This window comes from Pseudomonas sp. 31-12 (assembly GCF_003151075.1).
Taxonomy (GTDB): domain Bacteria; phylum Pseudomonadota; class Gammaproteobacteria; order Pseudomonadales; family Pseudomonadaceae; genus Aquipseudomonas.
On sequence record NZ_CP029482.1, the window covers coordinates 3,295,176 to 3,309,119 of the forward strand.

Sequence of the window (13,944 nt, forward strand, 5' to 3'; positions counted from 1 at the left end):
AACAACTTCCGAATCAGGCTTGCTGGCTCGCATCGACGCAATTCCTGCGGTTCTTAAGCCCCCGAACCACGAGGTACAACAACGGCCCGACAGACACGAAAACCGCCGTGATCAACAAATACGGAATCACCGACAACCCCGACTGCCCACGCTTGCGCGCATCGTGATATATCCAGATCCCGGCCAGAATCGCCAACAGATAAAGATCAATCACCACCTGCGCAGTATCCGGGCGTGACATCAGGCTGATGCCGAAGTCGATCAGCGACTGCTCCGCCTGGAGCATCACTGAAACGGTGTAACCGGCAAAGGCGATCAGGGCAATCAGGGGCAGGGCGACAGACTTCATGGTTTCCTTCCTTGGGACAATGAGCGGTGGCGCCAGCCTACAGAGGCCGAAGAAAATTGGCCATTGACTTGCCTGCAACGCCCGGCTAATTTCCAGCCATGACTTCCACCGTATTGCGCTGCCAGCCAAGCATTATTACCGCCATTCCTTATTTGGCGGGCTAGCTCACGACTGCAGCACCCAACCCGCCCTAGAGGCGGGTTTTTACTTTCTGTCTCCTGGGGCCCGATCAATGTCAGGAGACGACCATGAGCAGCACCCCCGCCCAGCAGGCCTTGCTTGAGCACTACGTGAAAAAGATCCTCGCCGCGCCGGTGTATGAACTGGCCGTGCGCACACCATTGCAACCGGCACCGGCGCTGTCTGAGGCCTTGGGTAACCGGATTTTGCTCAAGCGCGAAGACCTGCAACCGACCTTTTCATTCAAGATTCGTGGCGCTTACAACAAGTTGGTGCAACTGAGCGATGAGCAAAAGGCTTGCGGTGTGATCACGGCTTCAGCGGGCAATCACGCCCAAGGCGTGGCGTTGGCGGCGCGTGAGCTGGGGATCGCCGCCACCATTGTCATGCCCCGCACGACGCCAGAATTGAAAGTGCTTGGGGTACGCAGTCGTGGTGCCGACGCCGTGCTGCATGGCGAAAGCTTTCCGTTCGCCCTCGAATACGCCCTGAGCCTGGCCGAGCAAGCCGGTTGCACCTTCGTCTCGCCGTTCGACGACCCGGACGTGATCGCGGGGCAGGGCACGGTCGCCATGGAGATCCTGCGCCAACATCAAGGCCCGCTGGACGCGATCTTCGTCCCGGTGGGCGGCGGAGGTCTGATCGCCGGCATCGCGGCGTACGTCAAATACCTGCGCCCTGAAGTCCGCATCATTGGCGTCGAGTCAGAGCATTCCGCGTGTTTGAACGCCGCATTGCAGGTCGGTGAGCGGGTTGTATTGCCCAACGTAGGAACGTTCGCCGATGGCGTGGCAGTGGCGCAAATCGGCGCTTATGGATTTGAAGTGTGTCGGTTTTGCGTTGATGAGGTATTGACCGTCAGCAACGACGAACTCTGCGCCGCGATCAAGAATATCTACGACGATACCCGCTCGATCACCGAACCTTCTGGCGCTTTGGCCGTGGCCGGCATCAAAAAGTACATCGCTCGCAGTGGTGCACGCGGTCAAACGCTGGTCGCGATCGACTCAGGCGCCAATATCAATTTCGACAGTTTGCGGCATGTTGCCGAGCGCGCCGCGTTAAGCGGCGCTTCAGCATGACGAGGGGCGGCGGCCTTATTCCTGGACGGCGTTCTCGACCTTGCTCGACGCCGACCAGATCCGATAGCGGACTACGACGTCCTTGGGCACGTAGAGCACGATCGGCAACTTGCTGTTGTAGCGAAGCATGAAGCCGTCACCGACCACAGGTACGAACTCCTTTTTACTCTTGCCGTCGGGGCAGGCCATCATCGTGCTCATCGGGCCGATGACTTTTTCCAGGCGGTAAAAGGGGTAACCCCAGCCTTCAAGATTCTTTTCTTCAAGGATACCGCCCAGGCGTTGGCGATTGCAGTCTACGGTCAGGGTCTTGCCGGCCAGCACCTCAACCTGGAAGTTTTCTTCCTGGGGCTGCGGCGCTACATGAATGACCTGGCGGGTTAATCCGCTCTCGGCTTTGGGAAACGGCGCGACCGCTTCGAGCTTGGCGGCATGGGCCGCGCCGGACAATCCGGCCACAATCAGCCCGACGGTAGTGATACAGGTCAATGAACCCATAATGCCTCCTTGCGTGTGAGTAGGGTCAGCGGATACTGGATTAACTGGTGCATTTTTACCGCCGTCCATCACCAATGCAAATACGTGTGGGAATGTATGCAAATTGCAGGGCTCAAGCAGCCCTTTCTTGCAGATTGCATGAGCCATTTATAGGCAAATCCGCTAAATCATTGATTTGCCGATGAGCTGCACGGCGAAATTTGCGGCATGTTTTATGCTCAAGCAGATCTTAGGTTGACCGGGACATTATTGAGTCAGCTCTGGAACGAGAAAACGGCCCGTTGTTGAGGCGTAGAAACCCCGCAAAGGAAGTAAAGCGGGAGATCTCAGCACCGCCGACGTTGGATATTAATTGGCAATCTCACAATTAGGAGAGGGTCGCCATGTTTCTTTCTGCCTTGGAGTTACGCAATATCGTTGAAAGCAGTTTTTTGCCGAAACGCTGTCAGTGCACGCTGTCGCCGGACCTGTCGATGACCGTCAAGGTGTATTCCGACCGTGAAACCGATCACCTCGATCTGATGGTGACCGGGATAAATGCCAAACACCTGAACGGTTGCCGTGAAATCAACGACCTGATTGCAGGGCTACGCTCTGAGATGCAGCATCGGGAAGCGAATCGACCATTGCATCCCGACAGGAAGGCGCTTTAACCTGCAGTTTCGAGTTCTGCTGACACGCGCCGGGTCTGGATAAACCCCAAGCCCAGCGCCGACTCGACCACCACAGCCAGCAATATGCCCGGCCCGGCATGGCCATTGAGCCATTCGCCGAAACCCAGCACTGCCAGGCCAAAACAGCCGACGGTAAACCCGGTGCTCAGCGCATTACGGGTAACAGACGGCGCCTCGTTTCGAACCAGATAAAACATCACGCCCAATGCCGCGAACAGCACCGCACTGCGCCGCGCGACAAACCCTGCCGCCGATGAAAATTCAATACTCCAGATCGCCAGCAGCCAATCCGGCATCAAGCCCCAGACCAGGGCCAGCAGAAAACACAGAAGGGAAGTGAGGGTCGACAGGGTGCGAAACGATAACTGCATGGCGAATCCTTGCGGCAGTGAGGGGGGGCGCCAAAGCATAGCGCCAGATCCCTCACAGGAGTACCGCAAAGTGCAAAATCAGACCTTTCAGTCAGTTCTGATAACTGCACGCGTCAGAAAGCTTCCGGTAGCTGATTTCTTCGGGTTTGCCTGACGTGTCGACGTACTTCATGTCGGCCGTGATCACTTTGCATTCCAGTGTGTTCGGTTCAGTCAGGGCGACCACTTTGCCGATGTTCAACGGCATGCCGTAGTGATAGGGGGTGGCTTGCGAGGACGACGTGTCATTGGCCTGCGCAAGACCGGTAAATGCGGTGCAGGCGAGGGCGGAAGTCATCAGCAGCGTACGGATGTTCATGGGGCGATCTCCAGTGCAGACGTTGAGTCAGCTCGACGGATTGAGCGTCGAACCTGCCGCACTGGGCGTCAGAGGAACCTGAGGGCGTGCGGTCCAGTAAAGTCTTGGACCGCGCGGTTAACGGATGGTTAACCCGGCTGAACGCCGCCTGTCGCGAGGTTTTTTTCTGTCGGATGATTCGTTAGGAAAGCGTCTACGAAGTCTTCGGCTTGGTCCTACAAGGGCAGGCGCCTTGTCGACTTTCGCCGGATGGGTTGAAGCGATTACTGTTTGGGCTCGCTGCAAAATCAGCGGACAGGTTTGGTCACCTGTGAGAACAGTGCACATATGTGTGCCATGATTCGCCAAGCGGACATCTACGTCCTTATAGCGCATCGTTGTGGCGGCTGTGTGCAGGACGCCTTCGGGCGAGCTGAGTTACTGTTCTCGGTTGACCAAGCCTGTATACAGTCCGCCTCCCATCGTTTGGTCACGGTGGGGCGGTTACTTCAAAACAGATGAGTAACTTTCTATGACAACGCTAAACGCATTTCCCGATCGCTACCGTTCAATCAACAGCAGCGTTACCGACTCAAGTCCCTTGGTGATCGACACCGAAGCCAATCCCCAAGACATCCTCGAAGCCGCTCTACAGCGGGTCCGGGCCTCCAGTCAGCTGCTTGAAACGCTCCACTGCCAATGCTTCAAGCACGGCGATGTTCAGGATATCCCCCACATCACTCATGCGGTTTACCTTCTGACTCAGGATGGTTGTGATCTGTTGCAGGTTGCCCAGCAGCGGATGATGGGGTGGAAGGCGCCGGTCTGACGCCACTGCGGTACATAACAAGCCAGTCTCCTGCGGACACTGGCTTGTTTACACGCGTACCGAGTTAAAGCATTCCTGAAAACTACGCTGTCCTCAGGTCACTGCTGCTTGCATCAGGAATCATCGCGAGCTGGACCTCGACACTGTTTTCTTTTTTTGCCATCCAGCGATCTACGTTGATTTTATGTTCCGGCGCTTGAGTGGCGGAGCCGTAGATGTCCTCAGGCACTAGTTTGAGGAAGCTAAGGGTGTGAATCCGTTGTCTTGATGTATCAAGCCGTCCAATTTCTGCTCTCAACACATTTGCCTCTTGCTGGTACTGCCGACGGTCAGATTGGTAAGCGAACCTCAGTTCAGCTTCTTTCGCCTTCAGCCGCTCCTGCATCTCTTGCAATTGGTAGTAAACCTGGTCGTACTCTGTTTTGGTAACCACGGTAGTCCCGCTTTCCTGGGTTTGCTGCCAGCGGCGCAATGTTGCCCAAGCGTACGGAATGTAGGAGGGCACCATGTAGTGATCGCTCATCTGGAACAGTTGCATCACAAAAGCATCACGGTCGGGCATATCGCCGAACTTTTTCAATGCCTTGGTGCAAGCCGCCTCTTCGATAGAGTCGCAACCTGGGTCCCAGAGAACCGCGGATTGCTCGCGCCCTTTAAAATGAACGGGCATGAAATGGTGCAGATTACCCTGGTGTTCGTATGGAGCACCGCCAGTTCGCGACAGGCCTATAGCGAAAATAAGTGCGCCTAAAGGGGCGGTGACAAAACTGAGGACCACGCCGGGCATCCAGATACTTTTGCGAGTGTTCATCCAGGGCGCGGGAACACTTGGAATAGGGTCGTTGCTGTTGACCATGCGGTGATGGGCCAAGTCTGCCGCGCCGTTGACGAAGTCGGCGTCACCGGCTCGTGGCGAGCCGTAGGTATAAAGCAATATGTCGTACGCATTTGGACTGCGTCGTAATGCTTCTGCGAGTAACGTCGCGATTGCCCCGCCTAGGCTATGTCCGCAAATAATGATCTTTTGCCCAGTATAAAACTGCTCAAGATAGACTTGAATGAAGGTGCTCATCGCCTTATAGGCTGTGTAGAAACCTTGGTGCGTTTTGCCAACACCTTCTTCAAACGGTACTTGCTCCGCATCGGTGTCTCGCACAAAGTCTACGAGCTCCAGAGTTCCGCGAATGGATATTAGAATGACTGCGTCATGGTGAGTTATGAATGCCTGTGTATTAGTACCACCTTCTATTTCACTATCATCAAAAAAATGCCATTTTGCTGGATGTTCCTGAGCTAAGCCCAATCCAGTTTTGTTTTGATCATAGAGTGTTGGATCGAACGGCAAAATCTCGAAGCGCTTTGAGTAAGGCACATCTTCATAAAGCGGGTAGTAGCGGGTAGTTTGGGCTGCGTTGATCTTCCAAGCCTCTCGGAAACTAGCCAGTTCATTACCAAAAAGATTTCCGACGCTAGGGTTGAGAGGGAATTTTATAGTGTCAGTTGGCTGTTCAGGCGGCTCTTGACCAAAGTTGGCATAGCTCAAGCTGGCGAACAGTGAAAGTTGATATAAATTTAAGGCGCTGAATTCTTTGTCTTTCGATAACATGGGGCGAAAAGCGCGGAGTGGACGGACTTCAAGCACTGTGTGTTTATTGGGTAATAGCGCCACGCCAAATAGTTCGGACTCCTCGGGCCCGAAACCGATATCGCCCATGACTTTTAACAAATTGTAATTCGGTGGATATTTTTTTTCGGACCTAGGAGGGAGGTGAGCACTTTTTTTCACTAGGTCTCGAACTTCAACGTGGAAGAACTGATCAGCACCGGCCTTTGCTGGGTTGTTTTCGACACGTAAGCCATCTTTTCGAACAAAACGGGTTTGTTCAGCGTTGACTTGGAACTGAGTGATGGGTAATGGATATTTTTTCCGTTGCGAAAGAGCTTTGTAATATTCGTCAGCTCCTGAACATGGCGCATTCAGAGTCAGAACCACCGGTCCTTGGTAATGATTGAAAATCTTGGCAGATCCGTTGCCATCCAATACACCTGGGTATTCTTGGCGCGCACTGTCCACTAATACATAGGCAAGACCAGCATAGGGTTTGCCGCTGCCTGTCTCGTCCACCACTTGGAAACTGATCCAATCGCCTCTCAGTGGGCAGGCTTGTGATTTTTCACCCAATAAAGGCTTGCATGATGCCTTCGGCTCCATAGTAAATATCCTTATTCAGTACAGTTGGGATAAACAGTGCAGTCACGTCCATCCGGCATCTTAAATGGTTTAAATTTGGTCGTGTTTCCGTTACAGAATCCGTAGGGGTCCTCAATGCTTTTTCCTAAGCATCGCTTCCAACCTTCGGGAAATTTGATCCAGGTGTCTCCCATATAGGGAAGCTCTTCTTGTGCTAATGAGAATACGACTGTTAAAGACTTTCCCGAGAGCTCGTCGCGCTGTATGGCTTCGGGTGAAGCAGGGGCTGCGACTGCCTTGCAACTAAGTATCTTACTGATATTATTTTTTGGTCCTACTGTTCGAAACAGCCATTGGCAATCTTTTTGAAGGGTGTCTGGGGGTGTTATTTTTGAGGTGTTAGTTGCTTTGTCTTCAAAAGAAATCCCAGTATAGTCTCTTCCGATGTTTAGGCGGGCTGGGCCGTACTTTGCGTCTACTTCATAACCAAAACTTTTAAGTACTAAAGGGCAGCCTCCTTCGTCGCTTATAAGTGGGACTGTGAAGTGTGCTGTTTGCGCTTTGTTGTTAAGATCTTGTTTGAAAAATTTTTTGCCTGGGTGGTTTTTCCCTTGGCGAGATGGGACTGTACAACTCTCTCCCGTACGAGGCACATAGGATGCTTCGCCTTTAATACTGAATCCGGGTGGCAGTTCAGTGATCAGCGTGAAGCTATCCTGTTGTGCGACGGAGCAAGCTGTAGCCCCAAACGTTCCCAAACCGATAGCCGCTGCTCGAACAAGTCCAGTGTAAAAGTCTCGATAAAACATTTTATAGTCCTTGTTCGGTGCAGTTGGGGTAGACAGAACAATCACGTCCATCCGGCATCTTGAAAGGTTTGAAATCGGTAGTATTACCATTACAGAATGCATAAGGGTCTTCCAGGCTCTCACCCATACAGCGTCTCCAGCCATCTGGGAATTTCACCCAGTTATCACCTACAGCGGGTCTTTCCTCGCTTAAAATTTTGAGTTCTACTTTTATTGTCTTTCCCGCAAACTGAGCACGAGGCATTGGACCCTTTGCTACTGAATCTCTTGTCAGTTCGGGCGTTGCTACAGATTTACATTTCAGAATCTTAACGATGTAACGATCAGGTCCAGCGGTGCGAAAAAACCATTGGCACTGCTTCTGCAATACCAAGACTGGGGGAGGGCTCGGACTTTCTGCGCTTCCATCCCGAAACGAAACGCTTGTATGGGCCCGACCTACATTTCGAAAGTCAGCACCATATTTGGCGTCAACCTGATATCCGAAGTTATCAAGCACCAAAAGGCAGCCACCTTCATTGCTGGTCAGTGGCACTTCGAAATTCGCTGTCTGAGCTGCGTTATTAAGCTTTTGCTCAAAGAATTTTAAACCTGGGTAGTTTCTTCCTTCGCGAGCCGGGACTGTGCAGCTTTCCCCCGTACGCGGCACATAAGACGCTTCACCTTTAATGCTGAACCCAGGCGGCAGTTCCGTCAGCAACGTAAAACTATCGGCAGGCTTGATGGCCGAACAGCCAGAAGCCGCCACCACGCCCGCCGCAGCGAGGAACAAAGGCAAACGTCCAGAAAAGTGTTCAGCCGCAAACGCTGTTGCGCCAGCCGCCACAGACTTATTCACGCTCTGGTTTGCCCAAACTCGCATCAAACACCCGCTGACACCGCGCAAAATGCTGCTCTGGGGTTTCACTCGGTAATGGCTGCCAAGCCACGTCGTCCGCGCATTTGGGATCAAGTCTGAGACTGAGCATGAATTCGCGTTGTTCTGGCGTGTTCCATTGCCAGGTTTCAAGCAGGTCCATCTGTTCTTCCAGCCATTCGCGGACATTGCGGGTTTCGGAGAGTTTGGCGGCGGCTTCGGTGTGGTACACCAGCAGCCAACGTTTCAGGTTTTCGCGCAAGATGCTGCGGGTACGCTCCGGCGCGTTTGGAATTCGCAACCACGGCGCGGGGTTGGGCACCGGGTATATTCCGGGCTTGGGGTTGTCCGCACTTTTCCATTGCTCCTCGTCCCAATACAGCACGCTGCTGATCGGGCCTAACAGCAACGGCCATTCGGTTTCGCTCAAGTTAGCGAGGCATCGAGCAATCACCCGATTGTCCTGAAAACGGAACAACGATCGTTCGCCGTCTTCCTCAATGACCATCCGCGCCTGCCAGTGTTGGGTCAGGCCGTCGAGGTCGGCTTTTTCCATGCTGCCGATCCAACCCCAGTTGCGCTGCGGGTCGTCCAGCAGTTTGCGGAAGGCATCGGCGTTGGGTTCGTGCAATTCGGTCAGCCACGGGCTGATGGCGGCGAAATCGGCATATTGGGTGCGTCGATAGAGCTGCACCGAGCGCTTCATCAATCCGGCGCTGTAGAGCGAAGTGACCGGGTTCGGCTCAGCGAGGCTGTCCAGGGCCAGGATCAGCACGCGATTGAGTTTTGCCTGTTCGCCGAGCCAGTTGTTCAGTGCGTCGCTCATGCAGCAGTCCCCAGATCGCACTTGCCTTCACGGCAGGCTTCGCAAATCGGGCAGCGTATGTCGCCCGACGCACGGGCGGCTTTGGCCATGGCCATTTGTACGGCGGCCGGGACGAGCAGGGCGCCGGCTTTGTCCTGAGCGGCGGCCCACGGGATGACGGGCGGCAAAATCTGAATCCCTGTCCCCACCCCAGGCGACCCCCCGGTGTTCACTTTCACCTCAGCCCCACTGATCGTCACACCCCCCGCATCAACCTTGACGAAACTCCCGCCAGCCTTGGCCGTCAGTTCCATTCCGCCTTCAACCACCACCTTCTCGCCAGCGTGGTAATGAATCTCCTGACCCGCCTCGACAAACTGCGCCGTCCCGACCTTCACATGCTGGGTCGCCGCCACGGTCAGGTGATCATCCGCCCGCGCTTCGGTCTTGCGGTCCAGATGGGTAATCCGGTGTTCTTCAACCTTGAACTCGCTGAAAACATTGGACTCGACCGTGTCATGGCGTTCATTGCCGATGCGGATTTTCTGGTCGTGTTCGATGTTTTCATCCCAGTCGCGCTGGGCGTGCAAGTAGATTTGTTCCGCGCCTTTCTTGTCTTCGATGCGGAACTCGTTGTAACCCTTGCCGCCCGGTGAGCTGAGGGTTTTGAAGGTGCTGCGGGTCTTGTTCGCCGGCAGGTCGTAGGGGACGACGTTTTCCTTGTGGAACAGGCAGCCGGTTATCAGCGGTTGGTCGGGGTCGCCTTCGAGGAAGGTGACGAGGACTTCCATGCCGACCCGCGGGATGGCGATGCCGCCGTAGGCACTGCCGGCCCAGCCGGTGGCGACGCGTAACCAGCAACTGGTCTTGTCGTTGGCCTGGCCGTCGCGGTCCCAGTGGAATTGCACTTTGACGCGGCCGTATTCGTCGCAGTGGATTTCTTCGCCGGGCGGACCGGTGACGATGGCGGTCTGGCTGCCGAGGACTTTCGGTTTCGGGTGTTCGAGGGCAGGGCGGAAGTGCGCGTCCCACGGGGTGGCGAGGAAGCGGTTGCGGTAGCCCTGATGGAAATCGTCTTTGTTGTGGGTGACGTCGCTGGTGACGTTTTTGCCGAGCACTTGCGGCTGCTTGCCTTCGTGCACGACTTCGAGCAACAGCCAGAGGTCGTTCCACTCGGCGCGCGGGTGTTCGCTGAGGGCCATGAAGTGGCCGCTGACCAGGGTGGGCTCGTCGCCTTTGCCTTCGGCGAGTTTGTAGTCGCTGCGATGGCGTTCCAGCGCGCGGGTCGCCAGTTGTTTGCCGCGTGCGCGGTCGGTGAAACGGCCAGGATAGTCGTAGTCTTCGAGGTCTGGAGCGAAGGTACTCTTGGCGGCGCCTTCGGGCAGGATGCGTGGTTTTTCGAAATCGTAGTCGCGGCGGCTGACGCGGGAGGTGCGGGTTTCCAGGCGCAGGTTGAAGCGCTTGATCACCGGTTTCGTGGCGGCCATGCCGGAGTCTTGCTGGTAGGCCACGGGCGCGAGTTTGCGGAACACCGTCTGGTCATCGCCGAAGACGAGTTTGTGGCCGCTGGCGCTGTGTTGGAAGTGGAAGTGAATGCCTTCCTCTTCACACAGACGCTGGATGAAATGCAGGTCGGATTCGTCGTACTGCACGCAGTAATCGCGCTCGGGGTAGATCGCGCCGAGCTGGAAACTGTAGGCGTCAGACAGGATGCCGCGCGCCTCAAGTACCTGGGCGATGACTTTCGGCACACTTAAATGCTGGAAGATCTGCTGGTCATGGTTGTGGCGCAGGTAAGCGAGTTGCGGGACCAGGCTGATGCTGTAGCGCGTCAGGCTTTTGCCGGAGTCGCCTTGCTCGATGCGATAGACCAGACCGTGAATGATGCCTTCGCCGGTTGCGCCGAAGGTCAGGCAGCCAGGCTTGTGCAGCAACTCTTCGAGCTTCAGGTCGGGACGGGCGCTGACCAGTTCGATGTCGAAACAGAATGGCTGATTGAGGGTTTCGCGACCGACGAAGCTGAGCACTTGCAGGTCAACGGAAACGCCTTCCAGCGTCAGGGAAATATGGGTTGCGTTCGCGTCCAGCATGCCTTTAATTCCGTCCTTTGAATAAGCTGGTGCGGATGGTGCAGCATTAAACCGCCTCGTTCAAGGCGCAAATGCCGTAGGCGTGGATGCCTTGGGCTATCAGGAAAACCCCTAGGTACACGGTTTGGGCCAATGAATGCTGGACTTAGTTCGTCATCCGTTCCTGAACATGACAGCGTCACACCTTTGCGGCGATCCCGAATTGACAGTCATTTCAGGCTTTCGATGGTGTGACCGTTGGATTGGCGGCGTGTGTTACATCGCCATCGCGAGCAGGCTCGCTCCCACATTGGATCGTTGCCGGGCACACAACCTGTGTTCACTGAAGATCTACTGTGGGAGCGAGCCTGCTCGCGATGAGGGCCTTACATTCAGCGCATTTCCAACTGCTGCCGATACGGCAAATCCGGCCCGGTCTTGCTGCAGGTCAGCGCCGCGGCACTCACCGCAAACCTCAACATCCCGTCGATTTGCCCGCGCTCAAGCGATTGCACACCCTCAACTGAATCCAGTTGCTGCTCCGTCAACCAGGTAATCAACGCCGCCTGGAACGTATCGCCCGCGCCCACGGTATCAGCGATTTTCACTGCGCTCGCCGGCACTGACCATGAACCATGCTTGCGGCTGAACACCGTCGCACCTTCGCCACCGCGGGTCAAAAACACCAACTGACAGCGATGCTGCAGCCAGCCTTCAATCACCCTTTGCGGATCCTGTTCGGGATACAGCAGGCCCAAATCCTCATCGCTGACTTTGATCAAGTCGGCCAACTCAACCAGCGTCGCAATCCGCGAGCGCCACAGGTCGATGTTGGGCTCGGGATTGAGTCGCACGTTTGGATCAAGGCTGATCAGGCGTTTACCGCTTTCACGCTGCACCAACGCCAGCAGCGTGTCGGCAATCGGCTGCACCACCAGGGAAAACGAGCCGATGTGTAAACCGCGCACGTCAGGCCCCAGCTCCGGCAGGTGCTCGGATTTAAGCTGACGATCTGCGCAACCTTCACCGCGAAAGCTGTAGTGCGGCGAGCCATTGGCGCCGACCGCGACCATTGCCAGCGTGGTCGGTGCGGCGAAGTCCACCAGGTAATCGGGACGCACGCCTTCATTCTGCAAAACCTGCTGCAAGCGTCGGCCCAAGTAATCGGTCGACAACCCGGCCAACAGCGCCGCGTCCACACCCAATCGCCGAAGTCCGACCGCCACGTTAAACGGCGAGCCACCGGCAATTGCCTTGAAATTCACTTTTGAAGCAAGCCCGCTAGCGTCGTCTTCACTGAAGAAATCGAACAGCGCTTCGCCACACACCAGATACATAATTATTCGCTCGTTAAAGGGTTGCAACATGCTGTTGATAGCGTTCATAGGCCTGCTGACAGGCCGCCACATTTTGCGCAATCGGCAAGGTTTCACTGGCTGGATCGAGCTTCACGCAACGCTCGCAAAGGTCCGCCAGACTGTCCTCGTGGCCGTTTGCCCAAGACTTGCACCACGCCGCCTGAATCGCCGCGCCGAGGGCGGCGGCTTCGCTTTGTTCGGTGCAGATGACCGGGGTGTTCATGATGTCGGCGACGATCTGGCGCCACACCGGGCTTTTCGAGCCGCCGCCGATCAGGCAAATGCTGCGGCTTTGTAAGCCATTCTGGCGCAGCAGGTCCAGTCCATAACGCAAACCGAAGGTCGTGCCTTCCACCACGGCACGGCACAGGTTGGCTTGGGTCAGGTTGGTCATGGTCAGGCCGAGCAGGCTGCCGGTGGCATGGGGCAGGGCGGGGACGCGTTCACCGTTGAGGAACGGCAACATGCACACGCCGTCGGCACCGATGGGTGCTTTTGCCACCAGATCATTGAATTGCTCGATATCGAGCTCGAACAGCTCACGAATGACCCCGGTGGTGTTGGTCAGGTTCATGGTGCAGATCAGCGGCAGCCAGCCACCGCTGGAAGAACAGAACGTCGCAACCGATGCATCCGGGCTGACTTTCGGCTGGTCGGAATAGGCGTACACCGTGCCCGAAGACCCGAGGCTCATGGTGATCGCGCCGGGCTTGATGTTGCCGGTGCCGATCGCGCCCATCATGTTATCGCCGCCCCCGCTGGACACCAGCGCCAGGGGGTTGATGCCCAGGTGTTCGGCGATGCGCGGCAGGATCGTGCCGACCGCTTGATGCGCGTCGATCAACTCAGGCAGCGCGGCTTGCAGGCGGCCGGTCGGGTCGATGTCGCGCAGCAATTGCAAATCCCATTGACGGGTCCGCACGTTGAAATAGCCGGTGCCGGAGGCGTCACCGTACTCGCTGCAACTGCGGCCGGTGAGCCAGTGGTTGAGGTAATCGTGGGGCAGGAGGATGCGGGCGATTCGGGCGAAAATGTCCGGGTGCTGTTCTTTGCTCCACAGCAGTTTGGACACGGTGTAGCCCGGCGCGATGACCACGCCGAGGCGTTCCAGTGAGCCCTTTTCTCCGCCGAGGTGAGTCAGCAGACGGTCATTCTCCGGGGTGGATTCGGTGTCGCACCAGAGCTTGGCCGGACGCAACACCTGGCCCTGTTCGTCGAGCAGCACCAGGCCGTGTTGCTGGCCGGAGACACCGATCCCGAGGATGTCCTGACCGTCGACATTCGCCGCGAGTAACGCGCGGCGGGTGGCCAGGGTGAACGCTTCCAGCCACTGGCTGGTGTCTTGCTCGCGACGACCGTTGGCACCGCTGATCAAGCTGTGCACGGCGGCGCCCTGACCGAGGACTTGCCCGCTGTGGGCGTCGAGGATCACGGCTTTGGTGCCTTGGGTGCCGCAGTCGATGCCGAGGAATAATTGTTGGTTTGCCATCGAAGGTCCTTGGATCGTCAGGTTCAACATATGGGCTGCCTGTCAGT

Annotated in this window: 13 protein-coding genes and 1 pseudogene; 3 read left to right on the forward strand and 11 right to left on the reverse strand. The window is 56.2% G+C overall.

The features are described 5' to 3' along the window. Nucleotides 1–13: 13 nt before the first annotated feature. Nucleotides 14–349: a DUF2834 domain-containing protein gene (locus tag DJ564_RS15510; RefSeq protein WP_109630965.1), complete on the reverse strand. Its 336-nt coding sequence runs from the start codon at nt 347–349 to the stop codon at nt 14–16. Nucleotides 350–597: 248 nt separating this feature from the next. Between DJ564_RS15510 and ilvA the strand changes: the two are divergent. Beyond that, nucleotides 598–1,593, forward strand: a pseudogene (ilvA, locus tag DJ564_RS15515) (threonine ammonia-lyase, biosynthetic); the annotation flags it as partial. Between the two features lie 33 nt (nt 1,594–1,626). Here ilvA and eco read toward each other — a convergent pair. Continuing rightward, nucleotides 1,627–2,109, reverse strand: a complete 483-nt coding sequence (eco, locus tag DJ564_RS15520) for a serine protease inhibitor ecotin (RefSeq protein WP_109630970.1) — start codon at nt 2,107–2,109, stop codon at nt 1,627–1,629. Between the two features lie 383 nt (nt 2,110–2,492). Between eco and DJ564_RS15525 the strand changes: the two genes are divergently transcribed. Continuing rightward, nucleotides 2,493–2,762, forward strand: a complete 270-nt coding sequence (locus tag DJ564_RS15525) for a DUF1652 domain-containing protein (protein ID WP_109630973.1) — start codon at nt 2,493–2,495, stop codon at nt 2,760–2,762. Here the strand turns inward: DJ564_RS15525 and DJ564_RS15530 are convergent. Continuing rightward, nucleotides 2,759–3,154: a hypothetical protein gene (locus DJ564_RS15530; protein ID WP_109630975.1), complete on the reverse strand. Its 396-nt coding sequence runs from the start codon at nt 3,152–3,154 to the stop codon at nt 2,759–2,761. The genes DJ564_RS15525 and DJ564_RS15530 overlap by 4 nt on opposite strands. A gap of 91 nt (nt 3,155–3,245) precedes the next feature. Continuing rightward, entirely contained in the window at nt 3,246–3,512 is a 267-nt protein-coding gene (locus tag DJ564_RS15535; protein ID WP_109630978.1) for a DUF2790 domain-containing protein, read from the reverse strand. A gap of 511 nt (nt 3,513–4,023) precedes the next feature. Here DJ564_RS15535 and DJ564_RS15545 point away from each other — a divergent pair. Then, nucleotides 4,024–4,320: a hypothetical protein gene (locus DJ564_RS15545; protein WP_109630981.1), complete on the forward strand. Its 297-nt coding sequence runs from the start codon at nt 4,024–4,026 to the stop codon at nt 4,318–4,320. Nucleotides 4,321–4,402: 82 nt separating this feature from the next. Here DJ564_RS15545 and DJ564_RS15550 read toward each other — a convergent pair whose 3' ends face one another. From DJ564_RS15550 to xylB, 7 genes are all read right to left on the reverse strand, one after another. Then, the gene (locus DJ564_RS15550) at nt 4,403–6,532 is read right to left on the reverse strand and encodes a lipase family protein (RefSeq protein WP_178082302.1); all 2,130 of its coding nucleotides are present in this window, start codon (nt 6,530–6,532) and stop codon (nt 4,403–4,405) included. Nucleotides 6,533–6,543: 11 nt separating this feature from the next. Beyond that, the gene (locus tag DJ564_RS15555) at nt 6,544–7,371 is read right to left on the reverse strand and encodes a hypothetical protein (protein ID WP_256597508.1); all 828 of its coding nucleotides are present in this window, start codon (nt 7,369–7,371) and stop codon (nt 6,544–6,546) included. Next, the gene (locus DJ564_RS15560; protein ID WP_256597509.1) at nt 7,322–8,158 is read right to left on the reverse strand and encodes a hypothetical protein; all 837 of its coding nucleotides are present in this window, start codon (nt 8,156–8,158) and stop codon (nt 7,322–7,324) included. The genes DJ564_RS15555 and DJ564_RS15560 overlap by 50 nt, the downstream gene beginning before the upstream one ends. Then, a complete protein-coding gene (locus DJ564_RS15565; protein ID WP_109630986.1) occupies nt 8,151–9,002 on the reverse strand; it encodes a DUF4123 domain-containing protein in 852 nt (283 codons plus the stop codon). The genes DJ564_RS15560 and DJ564_RS15565 overlap by 8 nt, the downstream gene beginning before the upstream one ends. After that, on the reverse strand, nt 8,999–11,071 hold the full coding sequence (locus DJ564_RS15570; protein ID WP_109630990.1) for a type VI secretion system tip protein VgrG: 2,073 nt from the start codon (nt 11,069–11,071) through the stop codon (nt 8,999–9,001). Before DJ564_RS15570 ends, DJ564_RS15565 begins: the two co-directional genes overlap by 4 nt. Nucleotides 11,072–11,442: 371 nt before the next feature. After that, a complete protein-coding gene (locus DJ564_RS15575) occupies nt 11,443–12,387 on the reverse strand; it encodes a carbohydrate kinase (RefSeq protein WP_109630993.1) in 945 nt (314 codons plus the stop codon). 13 nt (nt 12,388–12,400) lie between these two features. Then, nucleotides 12,401–13,897: a xylulokinase gene (xylB, locus tag DJ564_RS15580; RefSeq protein ID WP_109636045.1), complete on the reverse strand. Its 1,497-nt coding sequence runs from the start codon at nt 13,895–13,897 to the stop codon at nt 12,401–12,403. Between the last annotated feature and the right edge of the window lie 47 nt (nt 13,898–13,944).